This is a genomic window from Maribacter antarcticus DSM 21422 (genome assembly GCF_000621125.1).
Taxonomy (GTDB): Bacteria; Bacteroidota; Bacteroidia; order Flavobacteriales; family Flavobacteriaceae; genus Maribacter; species Maribacter antarcticus.
The window spans coordinates 16,881-33,036 of record NZ_JHZC01000015.1 but is presented as its reverse complement, the minus strand read 5'-3'; the positions used below and the strand labels follow the sequence as shown (position 1 = coordinate 33,036).

Sequence of the window (16,156 nt, the reverse complement as noted above, 5' to 3'; positions counted from 1 at the left end):
TCCCTCTTCTTAAAAAACACCCATATGAAATTCATTGTTCTAAGTTTTAATTTGTTGTTGGTAGGATTGTCTCTTTCCTGTAAACAGGAAAAAAATAATAAAGTATTGGACGAGAGTACCGTTCTAGTGGAAAAAAATACAAATCATTTAATTTCTATAGATAGTTTGATTGCAAACCTGGAAGATTCCAACAATAATCAGGTTATGGTCGTAGCGCATCGCGGAGACTGGAGAAATGCTCCTGAGAATTCTTTACAGGCTATCGAAAACTGTATTAAAATGGGTGTCGATATGGTAGAGATTGATGTTAGGGAAACGAAGGATGGCGTTTTGATTCTGATGCATGATGAAGCTATCGATAGGACAACTACTGGAAAGGGCAATGTTTCAGAATTGACATGGGAGTACTTACAAACGCTAGATTTGCAAGATGGAATCGGACACAGTACATCTCATAAAATACCAACGCTAGAAGAAGCACTCGTAATCACTAAAGATAAAATCTTGGTAAATCTGGACAAAAGCTACGAGATATTTGACAAGTGCTTTAAAGTTGCCCAAAAGACAGGTACTGTAAATCAGGTGATTATTAAGGGAGCAAAGACCAGAAACGAAGTAGAAAAGGAATTTGGCCAATACTTGGATAAGGTGTACTTCATGCCCATTGTACGCTTGGCCAATCCCGATGCTCCAAGGATGGTTGAAGATTATTTGAAGGACAGCGTGCCTGTAGCCTTTGAATTTACCGTTCCGCAGGACACAATTGCCTTTATTGAACAATTTGATGAAATCCGGGAAAAGGGATCTAGTGTTTGGGTCAACTCGCTTTGGCCACAACATAACGGCGGACATGACGACGAAAGGGCAGTTTTAGATCAAACGATATATGACTGGTTCATAAATAATAATATAGATATCATTCAGACGGATCGTCCACAAGTTTTATTGGATTATTTACGGAGTAAAAACCTTCATAAATAATCTTCGAGGCAGAGCCATCGAGGTATTCAACGGAACAAAGTTTAATATTTTATGAAAACCAACCGTTTTCAAACTTTCCTCTAATACCTCCGATGCAGAGCATCAGAGAATTCTAATGATTAAAGTATCAAATATGAAAAAAATAATATCGCTGTTGGTAGTAAACCTTCTATTTAGCTCATTAGTATATACACAAGAACAGCATAGAGCCGCTAAAATTTTGGAGCATCTGAAAAATCCTTCAAACGAATATATTCTGGCCGTTTCGCATAGAGGAGATTGGCGCTACGCGCCAGAAAATAGTTTGCAGGCGATTCAAAGATGTATTGATCTCGGTGTTGACATCATCGAGTTGGATTTTAGGCTAACCAAAGATGGTCATTTGATCGCTATGCATGATGAGACCGTGAATCGAACTACCAATGGAAATGGAAATGTGGACGAACTTACGTTGGACCAAATCAGAAAGTTTCGCTTGAAGAATGCGGCAGGCGTGAAACATTCTAGGCAGCAGGTGCCGACATTGGAGGAAGTAATGATGATGGTCAAGGGAAAAGTCATGGTCAATCTGGACAAAACAGAGAGTAGATGGGTGAAAGAAGCTTATGAGGTCCTAAAAAGAACTGGGACTATAGACCATGCTATCTTCAAAGGTAACGACGATTTTGATGTCATGCGGGAAAAATACGGAAGTTTGATGGACCGTATTATTTACATGCCTAAACTTTGGTCTGAGAACAAGGATGTCAGATCTTATCGCGAAAAGTTTGAAACGACTATCAACCCTTTTTATTACGAAACTTTGTTTGATAATACGGAAGTGGAAACCTTTAAGATGATTAAGGATTTAAAAAAGGATAATGACGGGTTTTTGGCAATTGCCTTATGGGACGAACTGTGTGCAGGAAAAACGGATGAACTCGCAATGTTAGAGGGGCCTGAAAAAGCGTGGGGCTGGCTCGTTGAAAAAGGCGCCACAGCGGTTATGACCGATAGGCCTGATGAATTATTGAAATACTTGGAGCAAAAAGGTCTTCGTAATGAATAAAGTCCGTCGATTGGTAAGGTTAATTCTATTGCTATAAATTTTCAGTTGGAGTTAGTTTAGTTTGAAAAGTGCAGTGAAAACTGCGCTTTTTTAAATACCTAAGAGTAGTCTGGGAGAACGGCCATTTTTAAGGGCAAAATTCGGAAGTACTTTAAAGAAATGTTTGGAATTCCATTAGTCGTTCTCTTGATGCACCTTTTACAGAACTAAAAAAGTTCATATGAACCGTCGTTACCAATGCACAAAAGGTTGTTTCTTTCTTTTAACTGTAAAGTCTAATTAAAGGTGGGTGGCCGTTGCAGAAGTGCTATGTGCGTAAGATATTGACCCGGGCAGGCTGTTTTTACGGAGCCTTTTGGAGAATGGGTCTTGGTTGGATCTGCCCGATAAAAATGTTCATATAGGCTCGGAAGGTATGCATAACCGTACTGAAAATACCAATGGAGGGTTTCCCTCCCCCTTTCTTCAGGTATTTTTTCAGGTTGAAGGCAATTGCGGCCATGAGCATGACCTTATGTGCACCGGCCTTGCCCAGTACGCCTATTTTCCGTAGGCCGTAGAACTGTGTCAGGCTGCCGAACACTGGCTCCACCGTACTTTGTCTAATCTTTTTCATCCGCTTGCCCCTGTCACTGTGCTGTCGGGCGTAGGCTCTCAAGTATTGTTCGTCATAGATTGTTTTGGAGATTTTTTTGCATTTTGAATTTGGCACGCATTGGGATTTCATGGGGCAGACCTTGCAATCTTTCGGCGCTGCCCAGTAGCTTTTCAGTACGCTACTGTCCCGGTTGGTATGGAATCCCTTGAAGGGCAAGGGCCTGTTCATCGGGCATCTATATTCGTCCTTTTCCCTGTTGTAGGGAAAACCTTTTATTTTAGGTTTATATCTCCCGAAGACGGGTATCCACCCGGCAACCTTCCTTTGTTCGAGAAAATCGTAGTTGGCGCCATTGGAATAACCTGCGTCCGCTAGCAGATCTGTCATTACAAGCTCGTTCTTCCTTAAACGGTCCTGGACCTGGAGGCTAATATCGATCAGGTACTGGCTGTCCCTGCCATCGGTAAAGTCGGCTTGGATATGGGAGATGACACCTTCCGCGGTATCCACCGCCATACTGCAATGGTAGTTCAGCTTTCTGGCCTTGCCCGGCTTTACCGATATACGGGCATCCGGGTCGTGGGGATTATAGTGCGTCTTGTTACTGAGTAGCCTTGCTTTTTTGTGGGACGCACCGGCAGGGCGTACCGGACTGTCCCTCAGGTTTCGGTGGTGTTTCTCCACGCGCTTCAACTCATGCTCGGGAGCGGAGACACGCGCGGGCGATACGGTTCCCAAATGCTTTTTCGCAGTTTCCTGATTTTCTTCCGACACCTTTTTCAAGTGGTCGTCCATGGGGGTCGCCGGCATTTTCGGCACTACGCTTTCCATGGATGCGTTCGCCTTTATCGGGGCAGAATCTACCGCCTGGGTATGGCCGGATACCATTCCGCTGTCGACACACAGGGCAAATACCTTGCTGAACAATGTCTCAAAAAGGGATGAAGGATAAAGTTGCCTCGTTCTGCTTATCGTTAAATGCCATGGTAGATCTTCATCTATTTCAAAACCAAGAAAGTAGAGCACGTCCATTCGCATGCAGCAATGTTCCACCAGTTTTCGATCGGAGGTTATGTTCTCAAGGTATCCTGTGATCAGTAGCTTAAAAAAGACCACGGGATCGATAGAGGGGTTACCGGTCTTACCATAGAGTTCCTTCGTTTCCTTATAAAGAAAACTTAGGTCAAGCTTTTCACGGAGTCTTCTGTAAAGATTTTCCTTTGGAATCCGGTCCGATAACCGGAAGCTGAGGAAGAGTTTTTTGGTATAATTATTTCTGCCTTGCATACCTTTAATTTACGAATTTTCGCACATTTATGAAAGCAAGAATTTATATTTATTGGAGTTCTGCAACAGCCACGGTTGTTTAATTGAACATTTTCACAATCACACATTCATTGAGTTTATAAAGTTTAATTCACCTTATCAATTAAATAGTTTACATTTTGACCTTTATTTAAACTTTCGTAAGCTATTATAAAAGTGTTTTGGATGCTTATATAAACTCTCTATAGAAAGCACCTTTTGTAAAGCGTTCTTTGTGTTATCCTATTTTTATTATCTTCCTTGAAAGTTTAAATAAGGGGATTCCTTAACTTAACATATAATAGATTTATTTCTACTTGGGAAAACACACAAAACGTCCAAATATTTAACGATCAAAATCATCCAAAAATGAAAAAAATTTTACTAGTAGTATTGCTGTTTGCTTTTATTCCTTCCCTATCAATAGCTCAAAATGATAAGAAAAAGGTAATCAGCACCATAGATTCAAAACAAAATCAGTATACCACCATTGCAAAGCAACTATGGGAGAAGCCGGAATTGGGATACCTCGAGGAAAATAGCTCTGCACTATTACAAAAAGAGCTAGAAAAGGAAGGGTTTAAAATTGAAAAAGGAGTGGCGAATATACCTACAGCCTTTACTGCTACTTACGGCTCAGGCACTCCGGTAATTGGTATTTTAGGAGAGTTTGATGCGCTCCCAGGCATGTCACAGGCAGCTGAACCGTTTAAAAAAGCAAGAGTTGTTGATGCTCCTGGTCAGGCATGTGGACATCATCTATTTGGAACCGGCTCTATGGCCGCGGCTATTGCAGTAAAAGATTGGTTAAAAACTTCAGGAAAATCAGGAACTATACGATTTTATGGTACCCCAGCCGAGGAAGGTGGTTCGGGAAAAGTTTATATGGTACGCGCAGGACTTTTTAATGATATAGATGCGATTGTTTCTTGGCATCCTGGCGACGAGAATACGTCTAACCCTGGTACTAACCTAGCAACAATATCAGGAAAATTTCGATTTAAAGGCAGCTCATCTCACGCAGCCGCTGCTCCAGAACTAGGACGTTCTGCATTAGATGGCGTAGAGGGAATGAACGATTTGGTGAATATGTTACGAGAGCACACTACAGAATCTACACGCATTCACTATGTGATTACAAAGGGTGGCGATGCTCCTAATATTGTACCAGAAGAAGCAGAAGTATATTATGTGGTTCGCAATGCCAATAGAGATGAAGTTAGAGCCGTTTGGAATCGGGTTGTTAAGGCAGCTGAAGGTTCAGCTATGGGCACAGAAACAACCATGACCTATGAAATTATTGGAGGTACCTATGAAAGATTACCAAATAAAGCACTAGCAACTTTAATGCATGCCAACATGACCCTGGTAGGAGGAGTAGACTACACACGAGAAGAGTTAGCTTTTGCTAAAGAAATACAAAAAACATTGGGAGCGCCCGAACCAATTGAAAGTGCTAAGATTATTAAGCCAATGGTGTTTACCTACGGAAAAGCCTCTGCCGATACAGGAGATGTAAGTTGGAATGCTCCAACGGCTGCAGTTAGAACAGCAACTTGGGTACCAGGAACACCACCTCATAGCTGGCAAGCGGTCGCTGCAGGCGGAACTGGTATTGGGTTCAAAGGGATGCTTGTTGCTGCAAAAACATTAGCATTAACGGCAATTGATATTTACAAATCACCTAAAATATTAGATGGAGTGAGAGCTGAGTTCAACGAAAGAAGAGGTCCTGATTTCAAATACGAAGCTTTATTAGGAGATAGAAAACCGGCTTTGGATTATCGAAAATAGGTGCTTAAAAAGCTAAAACCAGGTAACACCAATACGTATAATGTCATTAATACAAGCATATGTTAAGGACGTTGCCAAAGTTTAAGGAAAGGGTAACATAAAAAGTTCTACAAAATATAATAACCATAAAGTCTATAATCGTATTACAAATCTTTAAATTTTAATATATAAAATGAAAGTCTGTATTGCCGAAAAACCATCTGTAGCACGAGAAATTGCTTCCGTTCTTGGAGCTACCACCAAACGTGATGGATATTATGAAGGCAATGGCTATGCTGTAACGTATACTTTTGGGCATCTTTGCACGCTAAAGGAGCCAAACGATTACAAACCGCATTGGAAAAGTTGGGATTTAAACAATTTACCAATGTTACCAGAACACTTTGAAACCAAAGTAGCTAAAGATTCTGGTATTCGAAAACAGTTTAAAATTATAAAACAACTATTCGATAAAGCAGCTGTTGTTATAAACTGCGGTGATGCTGGGCAAGAAGGAGAATTAATACAACGCTGGGTTTTAAATCAAGCAGATTATAAAGGTAAGGTCGAAAGGCTTTGGATTTCTTCGCTTACAACCGAAGCCATTAAAGATGGTTTTAAAAACCTAAAACCATCTGCAGATTACGATAATTTATATTATGCAGGTTTTTCTCGTGCCATTGGAGATTGGCTTTTAGGTATGAATGCAACCCGTTTATATACGCTAAAACATGGGGGCTATAAACAAGTATTATCAGTAGGTCGTGTTCAAACACCAACATTAGCTATGTTAGTTAATCGGTTTAAGGAGATAGAAAATTTTAAACCACAACCTTATTGGGAATTGCAAACGCTCTACCGCGATACGTTATTTAGCTACGAAGAAGGGCGTTTTCTTAAAGTCGGAGATGGAGAGAAACTGGCGGAAATTGTAAAAGAATACGATTTCGAAATTATTTCTACTGTAAAAAAAGCAGGTAATGAATATGCTCCAAGGCTATTTGATTTGACAGGTTTACAGGTCTATTGTAATACGAAGTTTGGTTTTACTGCAGACGAAACATTGAAGATTGTACAGCAATTATACGAGAAAAAAGTAGTGACCTACCCTAGAGTAGATACCACATTTTTACCAAATGATGTGTACCCAAAAGTAGCGGGAATATTAAAAAAATTAACTAAATACAGCACATTAACGCAGTCGCTACTGGGTAAAAAAATAAAGAAAACAAAAAAGGTTTTCGACGACAGTAAAATTACAGATCACCACGCTATTATTCCAACAGGTTTTCAAATTAACTTACAATACAATCAGCAACAGGTTTACGATATTATTGTGCTTCGTTTTATTGCTGTATTTTATCCAGATTGTAATGTATCTAATACGACCGTTATTGGAAGAGCTGAAAAAATAAAGTTTAAAACCACAGGGAAAGAGATTTTAGAAAAAGGATGGAGAATTGTGTTTGAGACCCCCACCTCGTCAATAAAAGGAATGTTACCAACATTTAAAAAAGGCGAAAAAGGACCACACAAACCGTCGTTTTTAGAAAAGCAAACCAAACCACCAAACCAATTTACCGAGGCCTCACTGCTGCGCGCTATGGAAACCGCAGGAAAACAGATTGATGATGATGAACTTCGTGAAATCATGAAGGAAAACGGCATTGGCCGGCCTTCTACACGTGCTAATATTATTGAAACTTTATTCCGTAGAAAATATATAAAACGAAATAAAAAGCAAGTAATCCCAACAGTTACTGGTATTCAATTAATAGGTGCCATTCAAAATGAATTATTAAAATCTGCAGAGCTCACTGGTAAATGGGAAAAGCAGTTAAAAGACATTGAAAAAGGAACATTTAGTGCCGGGATTTTTATCAAGCAAATGAAACAAATGGTAGATCGTTTGGTTTATGAAGTGAGAAGCGAAACTAATAAGGCTAATATTTCAGCAGTACATAATAGGCTTGGAGGCGTAAAGAAAAAAGCAGTGAAGAAAACAACGGGAATAGCATCTGAAAAATGTCCTAAATGTAAGAATGGTGCTATTCTTAAAGGAAAATCTGCTTATGGTTGTTCAGAATTTAAACAGCATTGCGATTTTGTTATTCCATTTATATTTGAAAGTAAAACCATTTCAGAAAAACAGTACATTAGACTGTTACAAAAAGGGTCGACGGTAAATTTAAAGGGCTTTAAAGTTAATAATTCCCTTGTGGAAGGACTTGTTAGACTTGATGAAAATTTTAAACTAATATTAGAACCTAAAAGACAATTAAACACGAAAAGTGTTCCTGTTTCGGCAAGGTCTTCCGAAGAAAATAGCTGTCCAAAATGTAACAAAGGAACTATTATTAAGGGAAAAACTGCGTATGGTTGTAGCCAATATAAAATGGGCTGCAATTTTCGGTTTAGCTACGATTCTATTCGTGAAAAAGCAAAGGGACAACAACTAAGCAAGGATTTGGTTTTTAAAATATTTAGAGGAAACTAAATGGTATGGTGTTCCTGTAGTAAGTCTTTTATAGGGTAAGCCCAGAAGATGATTTTGCTTTTTGCCACATATTAACGCTAAGGTTTTGCAAAACACATTTGTCCCCATGGCATTGCGGATAAGTTTTGTCGCGCGTTCGTGTTTTTATTTCTTACCCTCACTTTTCAATCTGATAGTACCTATCAAATCTCTGATTCTGCCATCACTAAAGAATTGATATCCATATGTTTTTCCAGTTGCGAAATCTGAGTATAATGAAACTTTAGTTCCGTCGCTTTCATTCCAGCCTTCCATTATAGTATGCTTATTGAAATGAATTATGCTAATTTCCTCATTGGCAGCCGCTTTTGATTCTCTTTCAATTCAATATAGTTTTGTGTCGGAACCATACGTAAGGTCAATTGTCACATAGTCCGTAAATTCATATTCAAGTTCTTTACCGTAAATTTCATTAGTTGCCATACTTAATTGAGAAGAAGTAATTTCTGTCTTGGGAGTTGTAACGGCCTCTTCTTTTTCTTTCGGCTTTTCATTACAACTTTGAACTCCAATGACTAAAATACAAAGTGTAAATAGTAAGGCTATTTGTTTAAAAAGGGGCTGATTTTCTCATAATATTAGTTGGTTTTCAGCTTTCTCGTTTTTCAATTTCTCAATTTATACTTATCGTGTTTCATGACGCACAACGTTATTGTAAAATATTTTTTGCGTTGATTGAGCACTTGTTTTATTTCTTTTCTTTGAAAATAATACTTGCATCTACCCAATAAAATTCTCCTTTAGTAGTGCCACGCCATCCACTACTAATAGGGTCGCTGTATCTTCTAGAGAAGAAAAAATATTTATTATCTGGAGTCATATACGGACAAAAATCCAACTATTTTGTATTGATAAGTTCACTCAAGTAAACAGGAGTCTGCCACGCATCATTTTTTTTGAAAGACACATACATTCCTGCTGCTTCGGCACGTTTGCTTAAATAACTTTCATCAGATGACACAAAAGTATCTCCTGAACCTAATTCCGAATTTACAACAGGACCAATACTAACCGGAGTGTCAAATTTTCCAGCTCTTAAATATTGAGCTCTATAAATATCCATTTTGCTAACTCCACCAGGTCTGTTAGATGTGAAATACAAACTACCATCTGCGACCACCGTTGGATATGATTCTAAGTATTCATCTGTTGTAATAGGTTCGCCTACTCTTGTTGGTAGTTGCCATTTACCTTTAATCTTTTTACTTGTATAAATATCTGGTGATGCTCTATCCACTTGATTCTCTGGGTTGATTCCAAGGAAAAACATGGTATTACCATCTTGTGTGATTGTCATACCAACAGCCCAAATTTCAAAATCTGAATTAGGAAACATATACATTGGCTTTGGAGAAGACCAAGTATCGTCAACCAATTCAGAGTGATGTATTACTTTCTTCTTGCCAATTTTTCACGAAAAAAAGAACTCCTAAAAGGAGGAATTAAATACACCATTTAATTCGATACTGAATGTGTTCACTATAGACGGTGCAAATAATTGAGGGATAGTGTCTGGAACTTTTTGAGATAGAGATAAAACCTTTTGATTACAACTGGATAGCAAACAAGTTGTAATTAAAATGATGCGTAATTCTTTATTTTTTTCATGAGTTATTAGTTTAATAATTGCCAACGTTTAGTGTAAGAATAGTAAGGGATTAAAAATGCACTTACTTTTCAGTTTGGTGAATTTTATTAAGATGCACTAACTTTCGATTTAGTACAAAACCCTTATTATTTTTATACTTCTTAAGTTTGATTCCTTAACTTTTAGGATATAAATCAGAAAGAACAAAAGAGAGATTACACTGTAGAGTTCAAGGGAAAAGCTGTGGAACTAAGTTATGCACGTGGTCGTGTTGCAGAGATATGCAGGGAGCTGGATATACCGACATCCGTATTGAATCGCTGGCGCAGGGAATCGGGTGCCTATGGGAAGAACAGTTTTCTGGGTAAGGGGAACCCGAAACTCACGGACGCGCAACGTGAGATTGCCGAGTTGAAGAAAAGATTTACGGATATCATTAAAAGTTATGGTGGATTGGTAAAACAAAGTATGCGTAGAAAAGGTAATTGTTGGGACAATGCGGTGGCAGAATCATTTTTTAAGAGCTTAAAGGTAGAATAGGTATACAAACATAGCTATGGACTTAGATTGGAAGGCGAGCTATCTGTCTTTCAATGGATAGAAACTTGGTACAACAGAAGAAGGATGCACTCCATATTGGGGTATAAAACCATAGAGGAATTTGAAACCGAAATGTACAATTAACAAATAGCAGCATGACTATTATCTAAATTGTCTACTTTTTTGTTGCAAGTCCAAATAAAGCCAACACAAAAAATCGGACTGACAAGAGAAGAAATAAAACTTATTGAAAATGTGGTATTGAAGAAAGATTTTGCCATGTGGCACACCCGTAATGTTTGGTTGTTCTCCTATTATTTTGTAAGAATCCAGATTTTGGATGTGCTACAAAAGAAATGGTCAGACCTCTTGGACGGCCGCCTTTATTATACCATGAACAAAAACGAAAAGCCTGTGAGCTTTAAAGTTCCGGAACAAGCTAAGGAGATATTGGAGTATTATAGACCGTCAAATGGGTCAAATGCCGATTATATTTTCCCTTATTTAAAAAAAGCGAATCCCAATAACAAGCGAGATGTATTTATTAAGAGCCGTAATGGAACCACTGTACTTAACAAATACCTAAAGGAGATTACCGAAAAATGTGGGGTTAACAAAAACCTAACCTATCATATTGCCCGCCATTCGTTCAGGAATATTGCAGGAGATGCCATCTCGCCTTCCCTTTTACAAAAACTATATCACCATAGCGCTTTGAAAACTACGATTCTATATCAGGCAAATTTTATACATAAGGATGCCGATGATGCCTTGGATGCTGTTTTGAATTCTTAGCAGCAGCATTGTAGCTTTTTAGACTTTTGTAAAATTAATAAGAGTTTTAGAGTTGCGAACTACATTAGAATCTAGTGCCTTACGGTGTGAGAGTTCGAGTCTCTCCGCCTGTACAACCGGAAAGCCGACTGTTATGAGTCGGCTTTTTTAATTCTAGGTAACACAAATCAATTATTTTCGGCGTACTCTTTTTAATGAATAGATTTGGTGATATTTGATATCAAAACCAATTAGGGTGGGCTTTTCTTGAGGATGTAAATAGGTTGTCTCCAAATCTTACCATAACTTACCTATACACGGTTCCTGTTTCGATTTTATAGTGTTCCGGCAGATAAGCGTAAAGTAAAATCGAAATAAGGCGCACGCTACTTTTGATTTGAAACACTATCCCTTTTTTTGAGCCATTGTTCATACTCTTTATAATGCGACGGATATTCATCGAAATAATCCCTAAGGTTTTTTATGGCCTCTTGCCGTCCTTTGGAAAACGATTCTTCACGAAGCTCGTCTGTTCCGGAAACCTTAAAGGCAAGAAACGCTATGACAAGCAAAGAGATTGTCCAAAGGGAGTAATGTAAGTCCAATATTTTTAAGTCAGGGTTTTAGAGCGTCAACCATCAACACTTTCATACCCATTTTGAGCATGCCTAAAGCAGAGCCTAATCCTGCAGATTCTGTACCAATGACGATTAAGTCAAATCCGTTATTTTTCATTTAAAAAATGTAATATTTGTATCATCATTTAAGAACCTTACAAATTAATATTTTTTGTTGATGGATTTTTACTTTGTTGGATTAACAATGGAAATCTAATTTTAGTTAAAAACGCTCTATTTCTGAAATTTCGATGTGTACTAAAACCTTTTATTAAAATTCTCGTTAGTACTAAAAAGTACTCGTTGTCCAACTAAATGTTTTACTTTCGAAATCTGAAAGTCTTGAAAGGAATTGCTGTTAAATGAATTTGAATCAAAAAGATACTGCCTTATTAGTTTTTTCCCTTTCAGCAGAGAAGGAAATAGAAAGGAAGTACTTTTTTGACAAAAATTCCAGAGAAGAGAATACCACTTTTTTCAATATTTTAATTGAACAGACTAGAAAGCTCGCGATGCAAAGTGGTATCGATGTTTTTTGGATAGACGAACGCCAGCAAACTGGGGGTTGTTTTTCCTCACGATTTACTAACGCCTTTCAAAAACTCTTTGATGCAGGTTATAAAAATGTAGTTTCAATTGGTAATGATTGCCCTGATCTTAGTGTTCGATTGCTACAGGAAGCAATACAAAAATTAAGTACTAAAAAATTGGTTATTGGGCCATCCAGGGATGGGGGTTTTTATCTGTTAGGCATCAATAGGGATGTTTTCGATAAAAAAGTATTTTTGCAACTGCCATGGCAAACATCGAACCTAAAAAAGGTTCTTAAAAATTATGTTGACTCTCAAAAAATCAAATTTGATGTACTTTGTGAACTAACTGATATTGATTCCCGTAAGGATGCACGTTATTATGCTAAAAATAATTCAAGGACAGTTTTAAGTAGGTACCTCCGCGCGATTATTGCATCTGTAAAAAACGACTTTCCAATTTCCCATGATTTTATACCGTCTTCTAACCGATATTCTTATGTAGGTCTTAGAGCACCACCAACAGTTTAATTACTTCCGTATCATTTTTTTGCAGTTATCGTTTTTATAATAAACTGCATATTCGAGTAATTTAACTAAAGGACCTATGAAATCAATACTGATTGCTTCAATGCAATTATTTGTACTATCCCTGTATGCACAACAAAACACCTATAATTCAAGAATTATAGATACTAGTGGTCAACCTATACCTTATGCGGCTGTATACGAAGAAGGAACTCTAAATTATACCACTACAGATGAAAATGGATCCTTCAGTCTGACAACAAGCTTGGATGATTTTACGCTTCAAATTTCTTCTATCGGATTTAGCACGCTGAATTTTCAAGTTGTGAGGGGTAATGTGCCAAACGAACTCACTTTATTCCCTTCCCAAGAACAGTTGGACGAGGTGGTGGTCACCGCTTTAGGTATAGCACGGGCAAGACGAGCTCTCGTGTCATCCGTATCTACGGTAAACTCTGAAAAACTGACAACAGTTTCACAAACAAATCTGGTTAATAGTTTGGCCGGTCAAGTAGCGGGTGTACAGATTACCAATGGATCTAGCGGCGTCGGCTCTTCTTCGAGAATTGTAATTCGTGGTGAGAATTCCCTTAGTGGTAGCAATCAACCTTTATTTGTAGTAGACGGTGTACCGATTAGCAATGAACAGATTACAAGTGATCTTGCCAACAATGGAGCTTTACAAGAGGTCGATTTTGGTAATGGAGGTTCAGAATTTAGTCCGGACGATATTCAATCCATTTCCATCCTTAAAGGTGCTGGTTCAGCTGCCCTCTATGGAGCACGTGCTGCAAATGGGGTAGTGCTGATTACTACAAAACGAGGAAACCGGGCCAAAGGTTTTGGGGTAAGTATCAATAGTAATTTCACTATTGAAACCTTGCTAACACTACCGGATTATCAGAATGTATACGGTTTGGGCTCAAATGGTAACTACGCATTTCAAAACGGAGTAGGCGCAGGTATAGGTGATGGGGGCATCAGTAGCTATGGCCCACGTTTGAATACTGGCCTTCTAATTCCACAATTCGATAGTCAATCGGTAGATATAAATGGCAATCCTGTGCGTGGTGGCGATGTAATTGCCCGCACATTTCCAGACGGTTCGTATACGGACATAACACCTACACCTTGGGTGTCAAGACCGGATAATGTTAAAGACTTTTTTAATACGGGTATCACCTATCAAAACAATATTGCGATTAGTAATACAAGTGACAAGGGGAGTACTAGAATCTCCTACAGCAATTTGCGCAATGAAGGAATTTTACCGAATACAGATCTTAAACGGGATGGACTAGCATTGAGCCTTGACCAGGTTTTAACTGAAAATCTTAAGGTAAACACCTTTGTAAATTACATCAATACCCGTAGCGGTAATCGTCCAAATTTGGGCTACGGGTACGAGAATGTACTATATGGTTTTAATTGGACAGGTCGCCAAACAAATATTGCTGCTCTAAAGGATTATTGGCAGGCTGGCCAGGTGGGCCGTCAACATTTCGATATTAACTATCTGTGGTTGACCAACCCATATCTTACCCTAAACGAAAACACGAATAGTTATACTAAGAACCGCGTTTTGGGAAATGTATCCGCAACCTATGATTTCTCTGAACATCTTTCTCTAAAGGTGCGGACAGGACTAGATACCTATAACGACAATAGGGAATTTAGAAGGGCAGTGAGTACCAATGCAAACCCTTTTGGGTCCTATAGGGAAGATAATATCCGTTTTACGGAAATGAACACAGATTTTTTATTTGTATACAACAATAAAATAAATAGTAATTGGGAGTATTCCCTTACGGCGGGTGCCAACCGTTTAGATCAAAAAATTCACTATGCCTATGCGGAAGCTTCCCAACTTGCCTTGCCAGAGATTTATACTTTAGCGAACTCAAGAGCCCCTTTGCAAGGCAACAGTGAGAATTTTAACAAACGGATTAACAGTGTGTACGGAACGGCTAATTTTAATTATCTAAGTGAATTATATATCGATTTAACCTATCGCAATGATTGGAGCAGTACTTTGCCAGAAGGCAGTAATTCTTTTGGGTATTATTCCGGAGGTCTAAGTTACATTGCTTCAGAAAGTTTAGAACTTCCTGACCCAATTTCGTTCTTAAAATTCAGATTAAGTGTGGCATCTGTAGGGAATGATACAGATCCTTTTCAGAATACCCAAACCTTTCAATTCAATGGTAATTATGGCTCTAACTTTAGGGTAACCAATGAAACGGTATTGAAGAATACAAATCTTAAACCAGAGCGTTTAGACGCCTATGAAGGTGGCGTTGAGGCATGGTTTTTAAATGGTAGGATACAGTTTGAGGGTTCTGTATATCAAAATGTCAGTAAAGACCAGATTATTTCTAGACCAGTATCTAATTCCAGCGGATTTGCAAGTTTTAATGAGAATGGAGGTAAAATAAGAACGCGAGGAATAGAATTGATGTTAAACGCATCACCTATTAAAAACGCAGATTTCACATGGAATACGGCCTTAAATTTCAGCACATTTAGAAGTGTGGTAACAGAACTTCCGGAAGGGGTAGACCAATTTGTAACGGCTACGGCAAGTGTATTTTCAGGAAGTGGTGGCTCTAATACGGTTTTCTATATTGCCCGTGAAGGTGGGAGGGTAGGCGATATGTATGGTACGGGTTTTGTGCAAATTAATGGTCAAGATCTTTATGGTGCAAACGGTTTACCTATACAAGATGGGAACCTTCGCAAACTAGGTAATTATAACCCGGATTTCTCCATAGGTTTCAACAACAGTTTTTCGTACAAAAACTTTGATTTTACCATGTTGTTCGATTGGCGACAAGGTGGTACCATCGTTTCGCGTATAAAAGCCTTGGGAAGTACTTCTGGTGTGTTACAAGAAACATTATTGGGTCGTGAAGGTGGTTTGGATACCACCCAATTTGTGGATGGTAACGGTGTAATCGGTAATGGTGTGGTAAACGTGGGTACTACAGAAAATCCTCAGTACGCTCCAAATACCACGGCTGTTGCTGCGAGTACGTTCAACAATGCATTTTATGATCGTGGTAATGAGGCCAGTGCACTTTATGATGCTTCTTATGTAAAACTTAGACAACTAAGTGTTTACTATACATTTCCCGAAAAAATAGCAAAAAACCTACGCGTTGAGAATTTAAAAATAGGTCTTATCGGTAGTAACCTATTGTTATTTACGGAGAATCCACATTTTGACCCGGAGCTCAATGCCCTACAAGAACGTAATATCGTGTATGGTGTGGATGACTTTTCGTACCCATCAACTAGAAGTTTTGGTGTAAGCCTAAAAACAAATTTTTAAGAATATT

The 16,156-nt window shown here is 38.4% G+C and carries 11 protein-coding genes and 2 pseudogenes; 9 read left to right on the top strand and 4 right to left on the bottom strand.

From position 1 onward, the window contains the following. Positions 1-24: 24 nt before the first annotated feature. Both Q360_RS23145 and Q360_RS0112695 read left to right on the top strand, forming a co-directional pair. Positions 25-981, top strand: a complete 957-nt coding sequence (locus tag Q360_RS23145; RefSeq protein WP_051554710.1) for a glycerophosphodiester phosphodiesterase family protein — start codon at positions 25-27, stop codon at positions 979-981. 133 nt (positions 982-1,114) lie between these two features. After that, positions 1,115-2,029, top strand: a complete 915-nt coding sequence (locus Q360_RS0112695; RefSeq protein ID WP_027077444.1) for a glycerophosphodiester phosphodiesterase family protein — start codon at positions 1,115-1,117, stop codon at positions 2,027-2,029. 343 nt (positions 2,030-2,372) lie between these two features. On the opposite strand, the gene Q360_RS0112690 is transcribed toward Q360_RS0112695, so the two are convergent. Then, entirely contained in the window at positions 2,373-3,914 is a 1,542-nt protein-coding gene (locus Q360_RS0112690) for an IS1182 family transposase (protein WP_027077443.1), read from the bottom strand. A gap of 387 nt (positions 3,915-4,301) precedes the next feature. Between Q360_RS0112690 and Q360_RS0112685 the strand changes: the two genes are divergently transcribed. Both Q360_RS0112685 and Q360_RS0112680 read left to right on the top strand, forming a co-directional pair. Then, on the top strand, positions 4,302-5,726 hold the full coding sequence (locus Q360_RS0112685; RefSeq protein ID WP_027077442.1) for an amidohydrolase: 1,425 nt from the start codon (positions 4,302-4,304) through the stop codon (positions 5,724-5,726). Positions 5,727-5,898: 172 nt separating this feature from the next. Further along, the gene (locus Q360_RS0112680; protein WP_027077441.1) at positions 5,899-8,202 is read left to right on the top strand and encodes a DNA topoisomerase 3; all 2,304 of its coding nucleotides are present in this window, start codon (positions 5,899-5,901) and stop codon (positions 8,200-8,202) included. A gap of 144 nt (positions 8,203-8,346) precedes the next feature. On the opposite strand, the gene Q360_RS25825 is transcribed toward Q360_RS0112680, so the two are convergent. Next, positions 8,347-8,496 carry a hypothetical protein gene (locus Q360_RS25825; protein ID WP_156950107.1) on the bottom strand — a complete coding sequence of 50 codons (150 nt, stop codon included), beginning with the start codon at positions 8,494-8,496 and terminating at the stop codon, positions 8,347-8,349. A 583-nt stretch (positions 8,497-9,079) separates the two neighbouring features. Further along, complete coding sequence (locus Q360_RS25820; RefSeq protein WP_169734647.1) at positions 9,080-9,577, bottom strand: TolB-like translocation protein; 498 nt, start codon at positions 9,575-9,577, stop codon at positions 9,080-9,082. Between the two features lie 441 nt (positions 9,578-10,018). Here Q360_RS25820 and Q360_RS27435 point away from each other — a divergent pair. The 3 genes and pseudogenes from Q360_RS27435 to Q360_RS23125 form a co-directional block, all read left to right on the top strand. After that, positions 10,019-10,243: pseudogene (locus Q360_RS27435) on the top strand (transposase); the annotation flags it as partial. A 36-nt stretch (positions 10,244-10,279) separates the two neighbouring features. After that, a pseudogene (locus Q360_RS27595) lies at positions 10,280-10,513 on the top strand (integrase core domain-containing protein); the annotation flags it as partial. Between the two features lie 39 nt (positions 10,514-10,552). After that, positions 10,553-11,164, top strand: a complete 612-nt coding sequence (locus Q360_RS23125) for a tyrosine-type recombinase/integrase (protein WP_156950105.1) — start codon at positions 10,553-10,555, stop codon at positions 11,162-11,164. A 365-nt stretch (positions 11,165-11,529) separates the two neighbouring features. Here the strand turns inward: Q360_RS23125 and Q360_RS0112655 are convergent, their stop codons facing one another. Next, positions 11,530-11,748, bottom strand: a complete 219-nt coding sequence (locus Q360_RS0112655; protein ID WP_156950104.1) for a hypothetical protein — start codon at positions 11,746-11,748, stop codon at positions 11,530-11,532. Positions 11,749-12,122: 374 nt separating this feature from the next. Between Q360_RS0112655 and Q360_RS0112645 the strand changes: the two genes are divergently transcribed. Together Q360_RS0112645 and Q360_RS0112640 are read left to right on the top strand one after the other, a co-directional pair. Further along, positions 12,123-12,821 (top strand): TIGR04282 family arsenosugar biosynthesis glycosyltransferase, encoded by a 699-nt coding sequence (locus tag Q360_RS0112645; protein WP_027077439.1) that lies wholly within the window; start codon positions 12,123-12,125, stop codon positions 12,819-12,821. 76 nt (positions 12,822-12,897) lie between these two features. Next, complete coding sequence (locus Q360_RS0112640; RefSeq protein ID WP_027077438.1) at positions 12,898-16,149, top strand: SusC/RagA family TonB-linked outer membrane protein; 3,252 nt, start codon at positions 12,898-12,900, stop codon at positions 16,147-16,149. Positions 16,150-16,156: the final 7 nt, after the last annotated feature.

Coding starts and splice junctions, on each gene's coding strand:
- Q360_RS25820 (WP_169734647.1), bottom strand. CDS start 9,577: ATGTTTCCTAATTCAGATTTTGAAATTTGGGCTGTTGGTATGACAATC.
- Q360_RS23145 (WP_051554710.1), top strand. CDS start 25: ATGAAATTCATTGTTCTAAGTTTTAATTTGTTGTTGGTAGGATTGTCT.
- Q360_RS0112690 (WP_027077443.1), bottom strand. CDS start 3,914: ATGCAAGGCAGAAATAATTATACCAAAAAACTCTTCCTCAGCTTCCGG.
- Q360_RS25825 (WP_156950107.1), bottom strand. CDS start 8,496: ATGGAAGGCTGGAATGAAAGCGACGGAACTAAAGTTTCATTATACTCA.
- Q360_RS0112640 (WP_027077438.1), top strand. CDS start 12,898: ATGAAATCAATACTGATTGCTTCAATGCAATTATTTGTACTATCCCTG.
- Q360_RS0112695 (WP_027077444.1), top strand. CDS start 1,115: ATGAAAAAAATAATATCGCTGTTGGTAGTAAACCTTCTATTTAGCTCA.
- Q360_RS0112685 (WP_027077442.1), top strand. CDS start 4,302: ATGAAAAAAATTTTACTAGTAGTATTGCTGTTTGCTTTTATTCCTTCC.
- Q360_RS0112680 (WP_027077441.1), top strand. CDS start 5,899: ATGAAAGTCTGTATTGCCGAAAAACCATCTGTAGCACGAGAAATTGCT.
- Q360_RS0112645 (WP_027077439.1), top strand. CDS start 12,123: ATGAATTTGAATCAAAAAGATACTGCCTTATTAGTTTTTTCCCTTTCA.